We start from the raw sequence: 18,222 nt of genomic DNA on the forward strand, positions 1-18,222 counted from the left end.
ATTACTGTGAGCTGTTTCTTTGAATCAGGCTGCTATTGAGTACGATCTTATCAATCCGGTTACCATATACTTTTTTCTCGATCATCCGGAATAACAAAGAAGCCGCTTCTTTGCCAATCTCGAATGCCGGAGGGGTGATGGTGGATAAGGAAGGGGATAACAGAGAAGCTGTACGTAGACAGGAAAAGCTGATCACTTTCAGGTCTTTCGGGATCTTCAGGTTGATCTCGGTACAGGCATAATACGTGGAAATGGCGAGTTTCTCTACTGATGAAAGGATCGCATCCGGCCTGCCCCGCATCTTCAGTACTTTTTTGATCAGTTCCTGATTGGCATCATCATCGTTACTGCATTCAACGATCATTTTAGGATCCTGTGGGATTCCATACTTCTGTAAAGCAGCCAGATAGCCATTCATCCGGTTCACCGTTGTGGACAAATAACCGCTCACCCGTAAATAAGCGATTTTTTTACAGCCAGAAGTAATAAGCTGTTCGGTAGCTTTAAAACCGCCATCAAAATCATCCGTAGTAACAGTGGGGCAACCGGGTGCATCCGGAACACGGTCAAAGAATACAACGGGGAAACCAGCATTCTGTAATTCGGAAAGCTGGTTCCCTGTAGAAGTATCGCTGCAAAGAGAGATCAGAACGCCGTCTACACGACCACCCTGCAGGTGCTTGATGGTAGACTCCTGGTCTTTGGCATTTTCGTGGGTCAGGTAGGTTAGCACATGGTACCCTTTTTGCTGCGCAACCGTTTGTATACCGTTGATGGCAAGGGCAAAATAGTTATTGGCGATCTCGGGGATTACTACGGCAACAGTAAGGCTCTTTTTTCTGCGCAGGCTGCTGGCAAAGGGATTGGGCTGATAGTTCAGCTTTTCGGCCATCTCCATTACGCGTTTCTTTGTTTCAGCACTGATCTCGTAACTATCGCGTAATGCTTTCGATACGGAGGAGATGGATAACCCCAGTTCTTCTGAAAGCCGTTTTAGGTTAATACTGCTCATATGGCGTTAGATCGGTTGTGTGTATTGCAGTAAGACAACCATCTAATATACAAATTTTACGAAAATGGCAGAAAACGTTTTCGTAAAAATGCCTTTCATTTGCGTAATATTTTACTAAAAACCAAGTGCCGGCTAAACCGGCACCTGGTGAAATCTCTTCGAAGAGACCTTATTTTTTCTGTTGCATGGCTTTGTACCTGAGCAGGGCTTCTATATAATAATAATCCGCATATGTAAGCGGCACGTCCACTTCGGAATTTCCGGGTAAATGACCGGTACTGTGTTTCAGAATAAAACCTCCGTTCTCCCCATAAACTGCAGTATAAGTAGGTGAACCAAGTGACCGGAGAACTTTTTCTGCAAAATTGATATATGCATTGCTTTGGGTAGCAGTAGTGTACTTGCTTAATTCCAACAGGGCGGAAGCGGTGATGGCTGCTGCTGAGGCATCTCTGTAGGTAGCCGGTATTTCCGGGGAATGATAGTCCCAGTACGGTATCTTATCTTCCGGCATTGAAGGGTGTGTGGTAATGAACCGGGCAATTTTTTGGGCATGTACCAGGTATTTGGGGTCCCTGGTACACCTATACATAACCACATAACCATAAAGCCCCCATGCCTGCCCTCGTGCCCAGGCAGAGCTGTCTGCATAACCCTGGTGTGTTTTTTTTGATATTACGTGACCGTCGGTAATATCATAATCAACCACGTGCCAGGAACTGTTGTCTGCACGGTAATGATTTTTGAGTGTAGTATTGGCATGTGTTACGGCGATCTTGTAAAAAGAAGAATCACCGCTGAACTTAGTGGCCCAGAACAGCAATTCCAGGTTCATCATATTATCGATAATGACTGGGTATTTCCAGGCACCATGATCCCATGATTTGATCACGCCGGCTGTTGCATTAAAACGTGTTGACAAGGATCGGGCACTGTTCATCAGTATCTCTTCATATTCTTTGGACGGGTTCAGGCGGTTAGCGTTACCAAAACTGCAGTACATCATGAAACCCAGGTCGTGTGTGCCTTTGTTGAACTGCTCTTTTTCGATGATTTTTTCTATCCTTTTTTCTTCTTTGAGCAAAGCAGTATCGTGCGAATATTCATAAAGATATAATAAAGACCCAGGATAAAATCCGCTGGTCCACCACCTGGATCCACTGGTCTCAAATTTTTTGGTAAGTGGGTAATAGGTTTTGGGTAATACATCCGGAGCTAACTGGGTGCCCAGATATTTGTATTGCAACACTGCTTTTTTCAGGGCTGAATCGATCAGGGGCAACAGGACCGCTTTTTGAGCGGCCAGTTCTCCGCAGAGACTCACCAGTAACAGTACGATTCTTATTTTTCTGTGTATGAACATAAGTAGATAGATGAGTGGTTCTTATTAAAATAGAATGCCACACCTTGAAGTGTGGCATTCTATTTAGACAACTGATTGGGTTACTATTCAGGAATTTTGTCCAGGGCCGCCACATTCTTTTCGGCGCCGGTATAACCAATGTTCTGGTTAATCCGGCCATCCGAGTTGCCGTCGATGGCTGACTGCGGAATAGGCCATAACACGTGGTAGGGGCTTATTTTCATCATATCCTGGTGAATGGTGATAAAGTTCTTTTTGTAGAAGATATTTTTTTCCAGTATCCTGTCAATCATGAAATTGGAAGTTGAGAAATTGGTGAGTGTGTAGGTTTTACCATTATAGGCTTTACCGGTTTTGGCAAACAGGTATGCAATACGGGTTAACTCAGTTTTTCGACCTTCCTCGTAATACAGTTCTCTGGCCCTTTCATCTAATACGGTTCCGATATTGATGTTAGCGGCGTTAGTGTAAGGCGCACATTTAGCTCTGGTTCTTACCGTGTTGATATCTGCCATAGCCAGATCGTTCTGTCCTTTCCAGACATACGCTTCTGCACGTATCAGGTAAGTTTCTGCCAAACGCATTACGTACCAGTCTGTGTGACCTCCTCTCATGGGGGTGTTCTCTGTATCCGGTATGTATAATTTGTAATGGGGCCATGGATACCATTGACGTAAAGTGTCTGAACACAATAGCGTTCCGCTGGCGCTGTACAAACGAAGTCTTTGGCCGTAATATGGATCCACACCTTTCAAAGCGGGGTTACTGTATCGAAGGTTTTCCATATACATCCAGTTGCCCGATGTAGAATCGTGCCTGAGATCATTAACGTCATCCCAGATATCATTATAGTGGTAGGAGGAAGAACGGCAGCGACCGATACCCCGGCCATACCATTGCATATTATCGATCTCGATATTGGCAAGGGGCGATACACCGGTACCTCCATTTGGGGTACGGATACCGGCAATAGAAATACCAGGTACAGCCTGCCGCATAGATTGAATACCGCCGGAGAAATTGTTCGGAACACCCATCCGTTCTGTAACCAGGAATAATACCTCTGTGTTGTTGGCAGCGGCTTTATTTTCCGGGCGGTGGAGATCCCAGGTTACGTTTTTGCTGGCGATGGCTGCATCCACACCAAAACGGTTGGTCATTAATTTATAGGTGCCATTGTTGATAACAGCACTGGCAGCTGTAATGGCTTCGTCGAATAAACCTAAAGAGAGGTTGATCTTGGCCAGCAGGTGATATACGGCACCTTTGTTCACGTCGCCCTTATCTGCTGTCCAGGGTACATACTGAACGGCAAAATCCAGATCTGTTTTCATTCGTTGCAGAATAACTTCCCTTTTCACTGAAGCGAAATCTGTTTTTGCGCTGGTAAGTTCTTTCAAAGGACAAGGCACATCTCCGAATTGGTTGGTTAGCCTGTAATAGTTATAGGCTCTGTAGAAATAAGCTTTTCCAAGGATGATGTTTTTAGTGGCATCCGGGATAGCTGCGGCTGCGGGTAACCTGGATATAATCGTGTTGGCTAAACGAACACCGATCCATTCCTGGTTCCAGTACCAACCGATCCGGTTAAAATCCACGTGATTTAACTGTGCATCCGGTTTGATCTGAAGGTCCATATTCTGTGCAGGGCCGGTTTTATCATCCGTACCATCTACAGCTATTTCCGAAAAAATGGTTTCTGTGATGATGGGTGCTCCATCACCATACCATTCATCACGCAGGTTTCTGGCGCAGCCGTTTAATGCGGCATTAAATCCGACAGCATCAATCAGCGTATTTTCTGGCGAATAAATGGATAAGGGTTTGGGCTCCAGCCAGCTCTTTTTACAACCCGCTAAGAGCATGGTAGCTACAGCGATAATAGCTGACAGTCTTAGTGTTTTATGTAGATTTTTCATGTACTTTTTTTTATGCGTTATCTTATAATGTCAGGTTTAAACCAAAATTATAAGTCATTGGTGTTGGAGAGATGTTGGTGGTTCCGTTTGAACCATGGTATTCCGGATCAAAATAATCCCATTTAGAAAATACGCCTGCATTGACAATGTTTACATACACTTTGCATGCATCTATTTTCCATTTCCTGGTAATGGCCGATGGAATCGTATAAGCCAGGCTAATATTGCTTAACCTGATAAAGGACGATTTTTTATAGTGATTCCAGGTAATGCCACCGCCTCTTTGACCGTACAGCTTACCCCATTCGTTGGAAGGGTTTGAAGGGGTCCAGTAAGGTGTTTCGTAGAAGTTTACACGATCGTAGAATACCAGTCCCTGGTTCCTTTCACCGTTGGTGGCTTCGTTAAACCGGGTTATCTGGCCCATTTTTGCGTACAGGGTAAAAGAGAAATCGAAGTTCTTGTAGATCTTGAATTCGTTTCTCATATTCCAGGAAAATTTAGGAGCGGTATTACCCACAAACTGTTTGTCGGCAATACTGTATTTGCCATCACCGTTCCCATCCACCAGCCTGAAATCACCAGGAGTGAAACCATATGATTTTGCCAGCGCTGCATCAGCTGTCTGCCAAACTCCCATCGTTGGGTAATCATATACATCTGTGATGGAGTGGCCTATGTACCAGCCGTTGTTTATATCGTCTTTTTCTGATCTGCCAATCTCCTTGCCGCTTGCATCGTAGTCAGGTGTTGCACCGTAGAGATGAATGATCTTGTTTTTGTTTGTCCAGATAGAAAAGCTGGTATTCCAGGTAAAATTCTTCTTTTGCATGTTCACAGTGTTAACAGTGAACTCGATACCTGTATTTTGTACTTCACCCAGATTAGCCAGCACAGAACTGAAACCGGTAACCGTTGGCAGTGAGCGGTTCACCAGCAGGTCTTTGGTGGTACGTTTGTACAGATCTATGGATCCGCTAACTTTTCCATTCAGAATAGAATAGTCCAATCCAAAATTGAAAGAACTGTTTCTTTCCCATTTCAGGTTAGGGTTTGATAGGTTAGTGGCAGAGATATAAGAAGTGTTATAAACCGTTCCACCTGAAGTCACAAAATTGTAGGTGCCTGAAGTCAGGTTAGACAGCGCTGCGTAACGGCCAATCTGCCTGTTTCCGTTTTCTCCGTAGGATAACCTGAGTTTTGCATAATCCAGCCATCTCTCAAAACGCTTCATGAAACGTTCTTCGCTAAGTACCCAGGAAAGGGCTGCAGAAGGAAAAGTGGCCCTGGGGTTTTGTTGACCAAAGGCGGAGTATCCGTCACGTCTGGCAGTCACTGTTAAAAAATAACGTTGGTTGTAATTGTAGTTAATACGGCCCATCAACGCATCACCTGTTTCATACTGGTCATCGCTTGAAACGATAGGAGGTAAGGTTCCTGATTGAATGGCATTGAATCCAAGGTTATCGTTGGGTGCAAAATTTTCTACCTGAATATTGGTGTTCCATGATTGGAATTTTTCGGCGTTGAACAGGAAAGTGGCTTCTACATTGTGTTTGCCAAATTGTTTGTTCCAACGGATAATATTATCCAGCTGCCAGGAATAAATAGTCTGGTTTCTGCGGTTCGCAATACCTTTTCTGGCCGCAACATCGGGTTTTAAAGCTGATGTATGCTGGTACTCCCGTAAAACGTCGTACCTCGGCGAAAAGTTTACCTGGTAAGAAAAACCCCAAGGTAATTTTCCTTTGGCAAAAAAGGAGGCAAAGAAATCATCGTATTTATATAGTCGCTTAATGTAGGCCTGGTCAAGAAACGGATGTGTATTTGAGCCAGGATCGTCATTGGCACTCTGCCTGATGGTTACACCATCGGCCTGATAAAAAGATCCCCAGGGAGTACTGGATGCAATATCACCAAACCTAACGGGAACGCTACTTTCATCCCGGTTCGAATATTGAAAATTGATACCAGCGGTTAAGAACTCAGCAACTTTTGCTTCCAGATTAAAACGTGTACGGAAGGTCTTATATGTATCGCCCACAGTTAAACCTTCATTGGTAAGATAGCCTAACGAAAAATAATAATTATAATCTTCTCTTCGCTGTGCAATACTTACCGTATGGTCGTGTTGTAAAGCTTTCCGGTTATAAATAAGGCTTTCCCAGTCGAGTGGTTTACCTGCTTTGATATTGGCCTGTTCAATGGGTTTGAATTCGTTGCGCGACAACCATACATCCATCGGGTTCAAACCGGTTGAACCATCCAGTGCCAGCCATTGTGCCACTGTAAAATCTGCAGGTAATTTGGTGGGGTCGGTGAACTTATATTTTATTCCGGGTTTAGAGGTAGAATCGAAATTGGTTTTGGCCCATTCGGCTGCGGCACGGAATTGTAAAAATTCTTCTCCGTTCAGCAGATGAGGCTGGTTAACCAGTTTGTTCATGCCTATGTTGCTATTTACAGAAATCACCGGTTTGCCGATCTTTCCTCTTTTGGTTGAGATCAAAATGACGCCATTGGCAGATCTGGCACCAAATACTGCGGCAGAGCTGGCATCTTTCAGGATATCAATCGTGGCAATGTCATTCGGGTTAACATCCGCCAAAGTTCCAGGGTAGATCACACCATCCAGTACGATCAGTGGATCGGAACTGGCTGTCAGTGTACCCTTTCCCCTTACCTGTAAACTGGAATTGGCCCCTTTGGTACTGGCATCAAATCCCACATCCAGTCCGGGGGCATTTCCCCGCAAAAGATCCTGTACAGAACGGGGATTTTCATTTTCGAACTGTGTGGCTTTTACCTGTACAACAGATCCTGTCAGGTCCTTTTTGGTACGGGTACCATAGCCCACTACCACTACATCGTTCAGCCCTGATACCTGTTCAGCAAGGGATACATTGATTGTATTGTTCCCTTTCACTGCTACTTCTTTTGTACTGAAGCCAGTGTAACTGAACACAAGTGTTGCATTCTCGGGAACGTTGTTCAGTGTAAAAGTTCCCTGTGCATTGGTAGTAGCTCCGCGCCTGGTTCCTTTAATCGTAACACTCACGCCCTCTAAGGGAGCATTTTTTGCATCGGTCACTTTTCCGGAAACATTTGTAGGAGGTGGTGTAAGGGCAGCAGTTGTGTTACCTGCTTTCCCGGCATTTGCCGTTACTGAGAAGGATCCCAGTAAAATCAGTAAGCATACCAATAAGCGTATGCGCGCTGATAGAACTGCTCGGAGAGCATTCAGTTGTTTCTTCATAATAGCAAGTGTTGGTTTTGATGAATACGTAGTAACGATATGCCGGGCAATCGATCCCGTTTTTTGCAACCATTAATACTATGTTAAATTAAAATAGTTTTCGAAGCGTCGTCTTTTCGGAATCATTTTCTGAGACTATTTCTACGAAAAGGTTTTCGTAGAAATAGCGAATCTTCCGCTTCAGTTAACAGTAAATTTATTCGTCTATAAAATGTTGAACGATTGTTTATGCAGGCCTCGCCATTATATCTGTATGTATTACGGAAGCCTAATTCGGCAATTGCTGAAAACCCTTTGATACAAAAGGTTTTATGGATATTAGAATATATTCTGAAGCAGCTTTTTTGTCGTAAAAAAAGGATAGATGTTCTTATTATTTCAGGACTGAATAATACTATTGCTGCACGGAAAAATTATAGTAGTGGCCGGTATGGGATACGAATCCATTTTATTTTATGTGGATTCCTTTTCAATAAAATAAAAAAGATATTCAATATAATGGAATAGCCGATGGCTAACTTTCTATCTATCAATCGTTCAAAACCATAAAGTATGTATCAGAAAAATTGTTTCAGGGGGGTGCCCCATTTTATTTTACTGAGTATTTTGCTGATAACAGCCGTTCAGCTGATCCATGCGGCTGACGGGAAGTTGAAAAACAGCCGTGTATTGGTATATACTAAGAATGGAAAAGGTTATGTGCATGACAATATTTCTTCAGCTGTTGCCTGTGTAAAGGAACTTGGAGCTGCAAACGGTTTTACTGTGGAGGTTTCGGATGATGCTGCTGTATTCACGGAAGGCAACCTGAAGAAGTACCACCTGCTTATTTTTACCAGCACTAATAATGATGTGTTTGATACGGATGAGCAAAGGGTGGCATTCAGAAGGTATATAGAAGCCGGCGGCGGTTTTGTGGGTGTTCATTCTGTTACCGGAACGGAACGTAACTGGAGATGGTTTAAACAGATGCTTGGTGAAACTTTCTCCTGGCATGCTAAATTTCAGAAATTCCGTTTAAAGACTATCGATCCCTCACATCCGTCCATGAAAGAGGTGCCTGCTGTCTGGGACAGGGAAGATGAATGTTATTTCGGCAAGGAGTTGTATCCCGGAATGAAAGTACTGATGGTGCATGAACTGGCTTCCCTGCAACCGGATCAGGCAGACCTGATCGTGAAGAACAAAGGTTCTTTTGCTGATTATTATCCGGCCGTATGGTACCAGTCATTCGAAGGGGGCAATATCTGGGTTACCACACTGGGGCATAGCAAGGAAAGCTACCAGGATCCTGTTTACAGGAATCATCTCCTGCAGGGTATCCGGTATATTGCTTCACAATACAAAGGACTCGATTATTCCAAAGCATACGCTATTTCAAAAGATGACCCTTTAAAAAACTAAATAACATGACACAGAAGAAACCATTTAACCGCAGGGATTTTGTCAAAACAACTTTTAAAGGCGGTGTTGCCACATCTCTAGCCATGACCGGATTTCCTACCATTGTTCCCGCTTCTGTGTTCGGGAAAAATGCACCGAGTAATAAACTGAACATTGCAGCCATTGGCGTGGGAAGGATCTCGCGCGATCATGATATGGCAGAAACGTTGAAATATGACCATGCCAGGATCATGGCGGTCTGTGATGTAGACAGTAAACGTCTCGCCGAAGGAAAAAAATATGTGAATGATTATTACGCTAAAAAAACAGGGAAGGCATACGATGGGGTTACTATGTATAACGATCATCGCGAGCTGTTACTGAATAAAGATATTGATGGCGTACTGATCAGTACACCTGATCATTCACATGCCTATCTCGGTATTCATGCCGTAGAAGCAGGCAAAGATGTATACCTGCAGAAGCCGGCGTCATTGACCATTGCAGAAGGCAGAGCCTTGAGTAATGCGGTACATCGTACCGGACGGATATTACAGATCGGAAGCCAGCAACGGTCATCTGTACAGTTCAGGTATGCGGCAGAACTGGTTCGGAATGGACGCATCGGCACACTCAAAAATGTATATGTGGGCCTGCCCGGCGATCCGGGGGGTGACGAAGAACCAGAGATGCCGATTCCCAAAACATTGAATTATGATGCCTGGCTGGGATCCACCCCTTATGTCTATTATACAGAAAAAAGAGTGCATCCGCAGAACGACTATAGCAGGCCCGGCTGGTTGCGTTGCGAGCAGTTTGGTGCGGGTATGATTACTGGCTGGGGAGCACACCATGTGGATTGTGCTCACTGGGGAATGGATACGGAATATACCGGTCCGGTAGAGGTTATTTGTAATAAAGTAGAGTTCCCAACTAAGGGACTTTGGAATGTACACGGCATTTTTGAAACAGTAGGTACCTATGCCAATGGCGTTAAAATGATCGTGAGTAATGAGTTGCCCAATGGTATCAAATTTGAAGGAACCGAAGGCTGGATCTTTGTTACCCGTGGTAATTACCGTGCCAGTTCCAGTGATCCGGTTCAGAGTAATGCGAATACAAAGGCATTAACGGCCAGCAACAGCAAGATCATCACTTCCGTAATCGGAGAGAATGAGATACAATTGTACAGAAGCGAGGAACAGCACGGAAACTGGCTGGATTGTATCCGCTCACGCCAGCAGCCGATCTCACCGGTGGAAATCGGTCATCGTTCCTGCTCAACCTGTTTGCTGCACCATATTTCCATGAAACTGAAAAGGAAGATTTATTGGGATCCAATGAACGAAAGGTTCCTAAATGATGATGAGGCCAACAGCATGTTGAACAGGCCACATCGTTTCCCTTATGAAGTAAAGGGGCTGGATTGATGCAGTACCAACAGAGAGGTCTGGCCGGAAAAATAGGGATCTTTGTTGTGCCGGCCGGTACTTTTCTGCCTCGTCATAATTTATGAATATCTTTCATCACCAATCAACTGTTTCATAAAACTTACAGAATGCGTAATTTTTGTCTGGCCTTATCCGGCCTGCTGCTGTCTTACGGAGCCATTGCTCAAAAAAAAGTACAACTGATCACCCTCGATCCCGGTCACTTCCACGCCGCCCTGGTACAGAAATCCATGTATCCGCAGGTAGACCCTACCGTTCACGTATATGCCAAAAAAGGTCTTGATCTGCAATTGCACCTGGATAAAATCAAAGCATATAACAGCAGTACAACTGCACCAACCAGCTGGATAGAAAAAGTATATGAAGGGGATGATTACCTGAACCGGATGCTGCAAGAGAAAAAAGGAAATGTAGTGGTACTGGCGGGTAATAACCAGCTGAAGACTGACTATATCCTTAAATCTGTTCAGGCCGGATTTAATGTGTTTTCCGATAAGCCGATGGTGATCAATGAAAAAGGATTTAACCAGCTGAAGCAGGCTTTTGCTGTGGCAAAAAAGAAAGACCTGCTGTTATATGATATCATGACAGAACGCTACGAGATCACTACCATCCTGCAGAAAGCATTTTCTAGGGAGCCGGCAGTATTCGGTGTTTTACAGAAAGGAACAGCAGCCGAACCTGCGGTTACCAAGGAAAGCGTTCACCATTTCTACAAATATGTGTCCGGGTCAGTACTTACCCGTCCGGCCTGGTTCCTGGATGTGGAGCAGGAGGGCGAAGGTATTGTAGATGTGACCACCCACCTGGTAGACCTGGTTCAGTGGGAATGTTTCCCCGAGCAGACACTGGATTATATCAAAGATGTAAAAGTGAATACTGCCAAAAGCTGGACTACGCCCATCAGTAAAGATCAGTTCACGGAGCTGACCAAACTCAAAGATGTGCCGGCCTACCTGAATAAGTATACCGATCAGAAAAAAGACATCCAGGTGCCTTGCAATGGTGAGATCAACTATACCCTGAAAGGGGTTCATGCCAAAGTTTCTGTGATCTGGAACTACAAAGCGCCGGAAGGTACCGGCGATACCCATTATTCTATTATGCGTGGCACAAAGGCCAATCTGGTTATTCGGCAGGGTGCTGAGCAGCAATTCAAGCCTACCCTTTACATAGAGCCTTTGCAAAATTCGGCAGCTTACGAAAAACAGGCTGCAGAAGTGGTAAACAGGATAGCCCAGCAATACAAAGGGATATCGCTTAAGAAAAATGAAAGGGGTTGGGAAGTAGTGATCCCCGATGTTTTGAAAGAGGGGCACGAATCTCATTTTGCCCGCGTAACGGAGAAATATCTTGAATACCTTTCCAAACGGAATATGCCGGCATGGGAAGTTCCTAATATGCTGGCCAAGTATTATACTACTACACAGGCACAGAAACTGGCCTCAAAAAAATAAACTTATGAAGATTCCGTCCTGTATTGGCAGGGTACTGGTTACCTTCTTGTGTTGCCTCTCTATGCAGGGTAAGGCACAGGTAAAATCCCTGCAGGCGGTACAGGGCAGTTACCGCACCATTTTCGAGATGCTGCGTGATGTACCGGGACTTGAGGTGAAAATTTCCGCCGATAAAACGGGTGGCTCGGTGTTGATACGTGGAATTGGTAGTCTCAATAACCAGCGGCCACCGCTTTTTGTAGTGGACGGAGCCATTTATTCCAGCGATATCAGCAGCATTAATCCGCAGGATGTAGACGGTATCAGTGTTTTGAAAGATGCCGCTTCAGCAACTGCTTACGGGGCACAGGGAGCTGCCGGTGTCATACTCATTACCACCAAAAAAGGGCAGGGAGGGATCAAACCAGCCATTGTTTCGAATTACCATGCTTCAGCCTACACCTATTTTATCGAACACAAGACACCCCTGAAGGTCTTTGACCACAATGATCAGGTAATCATAGAAGGTGTGATACAGGCGCAGAAAGACAGTACCCTGGTATTTATCAAAAAGAGAAAGGAAATACAGATAGCGATCAGGGATATTAAACGGGTAGAAATGATTCGTGAATAGGTTCCGAAGGCTACATCGTTTTCGTAAATATAAAAGACAGGTAAGGAGGGATAGCGTAAAAAAAGAATCAAATTCATAGTATAAATCAAAGGAGATATGGAGTCGAATGAATTGTTTTCGCTGAAAGGAAAGGTGATAGTTGTAACAGGCGGTACCGGGATTCTGGGAGGTGCATTTGTGAAAGGGATTGCAGCGGCCGGTGGCATACCAGTTATACTGGGCCGTAACCGCGAAGTGGCAGAACAAAGGGCCGCTGAGATCATAGCAGGCGGCGGTGATGCCATGCCGGTGGTGGCAGATGTACTGGATGAAGCAGCAATGGGAAAAGCCAGAGACCTGATCGTTGAAAAATATGGAAGAATTGATGGACTGGTAAATGCTGCAGGAGGAAATATGCCCGAAGGCGTATTACAGAATGATGCAGATATTTTTTCGATGAATATTGAAGGAATGAAAAAAGCCATGGTGCTGAATGTGTGGGGTACCATCATACCGACCCAGGTATTCGGCGCTGTTATGGCCAGGAATGGTAGTGGCAGTATCGTGAATATTTCATCGGTCAGTTCAAAACAGGTGGTGACTAAAGTACTGGGTTATAGCATGGGAAAAGCTGCCGTAGACAGTTATACCCAATGGTTTGCTGTTGAAATGGCCAACCGCTTTGGCGACAGGATCCGGATGAATGCAATCATGCCGGGATTTTTTCTTACGGAACAGAACAGGACCCTGCTCACCAACCCCGACGGCAGCTATACAGAGCGGGGTAGTCTGGTGGTAAAGAACACTCCCTTCAAAAGATTGGGAAAACCGGAAGAACTGGTAGGTGCCCTGGTTTACTTACTCAGCGATGCCTCCCGTTTTGTGACCGGCATGCAACTGGGCGTTGACGGAGGCTTCACCGTATTCAGCGGCGTATAAACTGGTCTGCAAATTTGATCCCCATTAACCGTAACAACATGAGCGAATATTTTTTAACAGATGATTTTTTATTACAGGGAAAAGCTGCGAAGCGTTTATATCATGACCATGTAAAGGAGCTTCCCATTATCGATTATCATTGTCATTTATCTCCGGCTGATATAGATACTAACAGGCAGTTTACCAATCTTACAGATATCTGGTTACGCGGTGATCACTATAAATGGCGGGCGCAGCGTTCTTTGGGTGTCCCGGAAAGACTGATCACCGGCGATGCCAGTGATGAGGAGAAATTTCAGGCATGGGCCCGCATAGTGCCGCAGACCGTCAGGAATCCACTGTTTCACTGGACACATATGGAGCTGAAGAATGTGTTTGGAATTACAGAATACCTAGATGCGGCTTCTGCCACATCAGTGTACAATACCTGTAACGAATTATTGAAGAAACCGGCCCTGACCACCCAGGGTATCCTGTCATCTTTCAAAGTGGAATATGTGGGTACCACGGACGAGCCATGGGATACATTGGAGCATCATCAATCACTGGCAGCCGGAAAATTCCCCATCAGGGTATCGCCTTCTTTCCGGCCGGATAAAGTATTGATGATTGGAAATGCCCATTCTTTTTTTGAGAACCTTGGGTTGCTCGAAAAGGCAAGTGGTATCAGGGTCACCGATATTCATTCCCTGTTGGAAGCTTTGCAGAACCGGGTAGACTTTTTTCATAAGAATGGCTGTACAGTATCGGATCATGGATTGGTACAGATGCCGGCATCCTTTCATTTTTCCAGCCAGTTGGAATCAGAATTCTCGCAGTTCCTGTTGCACAGGAAAGGGGTGTATTCAGACCCGGATGCATTCATGGGATATGTATTGCAGCAGCTCTGTAAAATGTACCACGCCAAAAACTGGGTACAACAATTCCACCTGGGGCCGATACGCAATAACAATACCCGCCTGAACAGGTTGCTGGGAGCAGATAGTGGTTTTGATTCGATCGGTGATTTTCCACAGGCATTGCAGATGTCGCGTTTCTTTGATCACCTTGATCAGACTGATCAGTTGGCCAAAACCGTGATCTATAATATCAATCCATCCGATAACGAAGTCTTTGCTACCATGCTGGGTAATTTTAATGACGGCAGCATCAAAGGTAAAATGCAGTTCGGATCAGGCTGGTGGTTCCTGGACCAGAAAGACGGTATGGAGAAACAGCTGAATGCCTTATCAAATATGGGACTGATCAGCACTTTTATTGGAATGATCACAGACAGCCGCAGTTTTCTTTCCTTCCCCAGGCATGAATATTTCAGACGGATTCTCTGTAACTTATTAGGAGATGAGATGGAGAAAGGCCTGTTGCCCAATGATGAAGCCTGGATCGGAGAAATTGTACGCAACATATCCTATTATAACGCAAAAGAATATTTTAACCTGTAATTATACCATCAAATCTTATAATTATGTCAAACTCACGCAGAGATTTTATCAAACAGACCGCCAAAGCAGCTGCCGGAACCTATATTGCCACAACCGGGTTCAGTGCGCAGAGTTATGCACGCATTATTGGCGCTAACGATCGTGTAAGGGTGGGTGTGGTAGGTTTTTCAGACCGCCACCGCAGTTCGCATATTCCACCGTTCATGAAGTTTTACAAAGAAATGAATTTTGATATTGTGGGTGTGTCGGATATCTGGAAAAGAAGACGTGAAGAAGGATCTGCTTTCCTCAAAGACAAGATGGGACATGAGGTGACGGGTTACCGTAACAATGAAGAAATGTATGCAGCCAAGGCTGTTGATGCCGTGTTCATCAGCACAGCCGATTTTCAGCACGCACTGCATTGTAAAGAAGCCGTGGAAGCCGGTTGCGATGTGTATTGTGAAAAACCTTTTGCCGAAACCATGGAAGATGCACGGGCCGCTTTAAAAGCGGTGAAAGCCTCCAAAAGTATCGTACAGATCGGATCACAGAGAAGAAGCGGACCTAACTATAAGGCTGCGGCTGACTTTATACAGAGTGGTAAGTTCGGACCCATTACCATGGTAGAACTCACCTGGAACGTAAACCAGCCCGGTCGTTGGAGAAGACCCGAACTTGTAGCGGATTGCCGCGAATCGGATCTCGATTGGAAACGATATCTGATGAACCGTCCGTATGAGAACTTTGATCCAAGGAAATACCTGGAATACCGTTTGTTCTGGCCCTATTCATCAGGTATGCCGGGACAATGGATGAGTCACCAGATAGATACCGTAAACTGGTTCAGTGGCCTGGCGCATCCCAGAAGTGTTACTGCCAATGGTGGTATTTATCAATGGAAAGATGGCCGTAAGAACTGGGATACCACAACCGCTGTGTTTGATTACGGTCCCGCCAATGATCCCACAACCGGTTTCCAGGTGGTGTTCATGTCGCGTATGCACAATGGCGATGAAAGCCCCAGCGAGATCTATTTCAGTAATGGTGGAGAATTGAACCTGATCACCAATAAAGTGTCACCTAAGGGCGGTCTCAAAGCAGGCCCTGCAGCTGCCATGAAAATGCAGCCTAACCTGCTGCCTGAACTGAACCTCACCGATATGGCCATTAAAGTAGAAGCAGGCGCCAATACCGGAGGAGATGTTTTAACAACCGCACACGTGCGTAACTGGATGGAATGTATCCGTAGCCGGAAACAACCCAATGCACCGGTGGAAGCGGGGTATACCCATTCTATTGCCACCATCATGGCCAATGCAGCCTGCCGCACGGGAGAGAAAGTTACATTCGATGAAAAAACACAGGAAGTAATGGCCGGCGGTAAAGTATTCAAATACTGACGGCAGTTGGGTTACACATAGCAAGAAAGGGAAACGCCAGCAGGCGATTTCCCTTTTCTTATGTTTCGACAGAAAACAAATTGCATGAACGAGAAAACAAAAGCAAGGATCGCTGTCTTACTCGGGAATTTTTTCTTTGGCACCAGTGTGATCGCGGTCAAACACATCAGTCCCTCATTGATACCGCCACTTGCTTTAACTGCAGTTCGTATCTGCTCGGCCAGTTTTCTTTTCTGGACAATGTTTTTCATGAATCCTGTTACAACGGGGATTGTCAGGAAAGACTACCTGCGTTTGTTCCTCTGTGCGTTGGCAGGTATTACCATGAACCAGACCTTTTCTGTATTGGGTATGGCCTATACCAGCCCGATACATGCATCCCTGCTGATACTGACCACCCCCATTACCATTACCTTCCTGGCCGCCTGGTTTTTGGGAGAACGATTGACAGTACTGAAACTGATCGGTTTATTACTGGGTATTTCCGGGGGAACCCTATTGGTATTTGCCAGGGATATTTCGGATATCGCAGGCGATCAACAATCCCTGGGTGATATGTTTGTGATCATGGGTGCCATCAGTTATTCTACCTATGTGGTAAGCATCAGGCCCCTAATGATGAAGTACAAAGCCAATCATATTCTGCAGTGGGTATTTCTGTTTGGCATGTTTGCCAGTGTACCCATTGGTTGGTTTGACCTTAACCGGGTGCCGTGGCAGAACTTTGATTTCCTGAGCTGGTTTTGTCTGTTGTATGTAGTGTTGGGCGGAACTTTTTTTGCATACCGGCTCATGAACTACAGCATCAATAAGCTGGGCGCTGCGGTAACAGGTGCATTCATTTATACACAGCCCTTTTTTACAACAGTAGCTTCCACGTTGTTGCTGCATGAGCGATTGAGTACGCCCAAGATCATGGCTGCAGTATTGATCATGAGTGGCGTCTTTTTGGCTAATTTCAAAAAGAGAACCGAATCCGTCACTGCTTAATTTTTTTGTATGACAAGAATTCCATTTGATGAAATGTTCCATACGATCCGGTCTGTCTTTATACGCGCCGGAATGCCGGAAGCAAAAGCAGCAGTCTGTGCAAGAATCCATACAGAGTCGAGCAGGGATGGGGTTGCCTCTCATGGACTGAACCGCGTGGAACGTTTTGTGGAGTACCTCCAGAAAGGCTGGGTAGATGCGCATGCAGAACCATCCCTGCATTTGAATCTGGGTGCTCTGGAAGTGTACAATGGTAATTATGGCCCGGGTATTTTGAATGCCATTTTCGCCATGAACCGAGCCACTGAAATTGCTGCCCGCAATGGGGTGGGTTTGGTAGGACTTAATAATACCACGCACTGGATGCGCGGCGGTGCTTATGGATGGATGGCTGCCGATAAAGGGTTTATGGGTATCTGCTGGACAAACACAGAATCCTGTATGCCGGCATGGGGAGCTAGGTCAGAGGGTATCGGTAACAATCCCTTTGTTATGGCAGTGCCGCGTAAAGAAGGTCATGTGGTACTGGATATGGCTATGTCGCAATATTCCTATGGAAAGATATGGGGACTGGAAGGGAAGAATGAAAAATTGCCTTACCCCGGTGGTTTTGATGAGGAAGGGAAGTTGACGGATGATCCGGACATCATTTCCAAAACACGCCGGGTGGTGCCTATCGGGTATTGGAAGGGATCGGCGTTCTCGGTACTCCTGGACCTGTTGGCAGCTTTGGTTTCAGGAGGGTTGTGTACTTCGGCTATTGATAAATTGGGCAAAGGCAGCAGTACGGGTTGCTCGCAGGTCTTTATTGCCATCGATCCCTTACAGATCAACACACAGGGAATGGTGGACCAGGTACTGGAAAATACCATTGCACAGATCAAAGCCTCAGTGCCTGCAGAAGATAGTGAAGGACTGTATTATCCGGGCGAGCAGTCACTGCGAAAAAGAAAAGAGAATATGGAGAGGGGGATACCGGTGGATGATGCTATCTGGGCAAAAGTAAAAGAACTCGCAGGCATTGTTTAATCAACTA

13 protein-coding genes are annotated in these 18,222 nt (G+C 45.3%); 9 read left to right on the plus strand and 4 right to left on the minus strand.

Translation table 11 applies throughout. The annotated features are described in order from the left end of the window. Window position 1 precedes the first annotated feature (1 nt). The 4 genes from ACH3Y6_RS08325 to ACH3Y6_RS08340 form a co-directional block, all read right to left on the minus strand. Window positions 2-1,012, minus strand: coding sequence for a LacI family DNA-binding transcriptional regulator (locus tag ACH3Y6_RS08325; protein WP_490835138.1), 1,011 nt, complete (start codon window positions 1,010-1,012; stop codon window positions 2-4). Window positions 1,013-1,181: 169 nt separating this feature from the next. Then, a complete protein-coding gene (locus tag ACH3Y6_RS08330) occupies window positions 1,182-2,375 on the minus strand; it encodes a glucuronyl hydrolase (RefSeq protein WP_490835139.1) in 1,194 nt (397 codons plus the stop codon). A gap of 83 nt (window positions 2,376-2,458) precedes the next feature. Continuing rightward, window positions 2,459-4,294 (minus strand): RagB/SusD family nutrient uptake outer membrane protein, encoded by a 1,836-nt coding sequence (locus ACH3Y6_RS08335; protein ID WP_490835140.1) that lies wholly within the window; start codon window positions 4,292-4,294, stop codon window positions 2,459-2,461. 22 nt (window positions 4,295-4,316) lie between these two features. Beyond that, window positions 4,317-7,550 carry a SusC/RagA family TonB-linked outer membrane protein gene (locus ACH3Y6_RS08340; RefSeq protein WP_490835141.1) on the minus strand — a complete coding sequence of 1,078 codons (3,234 nt, stop codon included), beginning with the start codon at window positions 7,548-7,550 and terminating at the stop codon, window positions 4,317-4,319. Window positions 7,551-8,102: 552 nt separating this feature from the next. On the opposite strand from ACH3Y6_RS08340, the gene ACH3Y6_RS08345 reads away from it, so the two are divergent. The 9 genes from ACH3Y6_RS08345 (at window position 8,103) to yiaK (ending at window position 18,215) form a co-directional block, all read left to right on the plus strand. Continuing rightward, on the plus strand, window positions 8,103-8,954 hold the full coding sequence (locus ACH3Y6_RS08345; RefSeq protein ID WP_490835142.1) for a ThuA domain-containing protein: 852 nt from the start codon (window positions 8,103-8,105) through the stop codon (window positions 8,952-8,954). 5 nt (window positions 8,955-8,959) lie between these two features. After that, a complete protein-coding gene (locus ACH3Y6_RS08350; RefSeq protein WP_490835143.1) occupies window positions 8,960-10,363 on the plus strand; it encodes a Gfo/Idh/MocA family protein in 1,404 nt (467 codons plus the stop codon). Between the two features lie 128 nt (window positions 10,364-10,491). Next, on the plus strand, window positions 10,492-11,841 hold the full coding sequence (locus ACH3Y6_RS08355; RefSeq protein WP_490835144.1) for a putative oxidoreductase C-terminal domain-containing protein: 1,350 nt from the start codon (window positions 10,492-10,494) through the stop codon (window positions 11,839-11,841). Between the two features lie 4 nt (window positions 11,842-11,845). Further along, window positions 11,846-12,454, plus strand: coding sequence for a TonB-dependent receptor plug domain-containing protein (locus ACH3Y6_RS08360; RefSeq protein ID WP_490835145.1), 609 nt, complete (start codon window positions 11,846-11,848; stop codon window positions 12,452-12,454). A gap of 96 nt (window positions 12,455-12,550) precedes the next feature. Further along, on the plus strand, window positions 12,551-13,372 hold the full coding sequence (locus tag ACH3Y6_RS08365; RefSeq protein WP_490835146.1) for an SDR family oxidoreductase: 822 nt from the start codon (window positions 12,551-12,553) through the stop codon (window positions 13,370-13,372). A gap of 38 nt (window positions 13,373-13,410) precedes the next feature. Further along, a complete protein-coding gene (uxaC, locus tag ACH3Y6_RS08370) occupies window positions 13,411-14,814 on the plus strand; it encodes a glucuronate isomerase (RefSeq protein WP_490835147.1) in 1,404 nt (467 codons plus the stop codon). 23 nt (window positions 14,815-14,837) lie between these two features. After that, window positions 14,838-16,196, plus strand: coding sequence for a Gfo/Idh/MocA family protein (locus ACH3Y6_RS08375; RefSeq protein WP_490835148.1), 1,359 nt, complete (start codon window positions 14,838-14,840; stop codon window positions 16,194-16,196). Between the two features lie 84 nt (window positions 16,197-16,280). Continuing rightward, the gene (locus tag ACH3Y6_RS08380) at window positions 16,281-17,186 is read left to right on the plus strand and encodes a DMT family transporter (protein WP_490835149.1); all 906 of its coding nucleotides are present in this window, start codon (window positions 16,281-16,283) and stop codon (window positions 17,184-17,186) included. Window positions 17,187-17,195: 9 nt separating this feature from the next. Beyond that, a complete protein-coding gene (gene yiaK, locus ACH3Y6_RS08385) occupies window positions 17,196-18,215 on the plus strand; it encodes a 3-dehydro-L-gulonate 2-dehydrogenase (protein WP_490835150.1) in 1,020 nt (339 codons plus the stop codon). Window positions 18,216-18,222: the final 7 nt, after the last annotated feature.

This window comes from Sediminibacterium sp. FW305-C-269 (assembly GCF_058231045.1).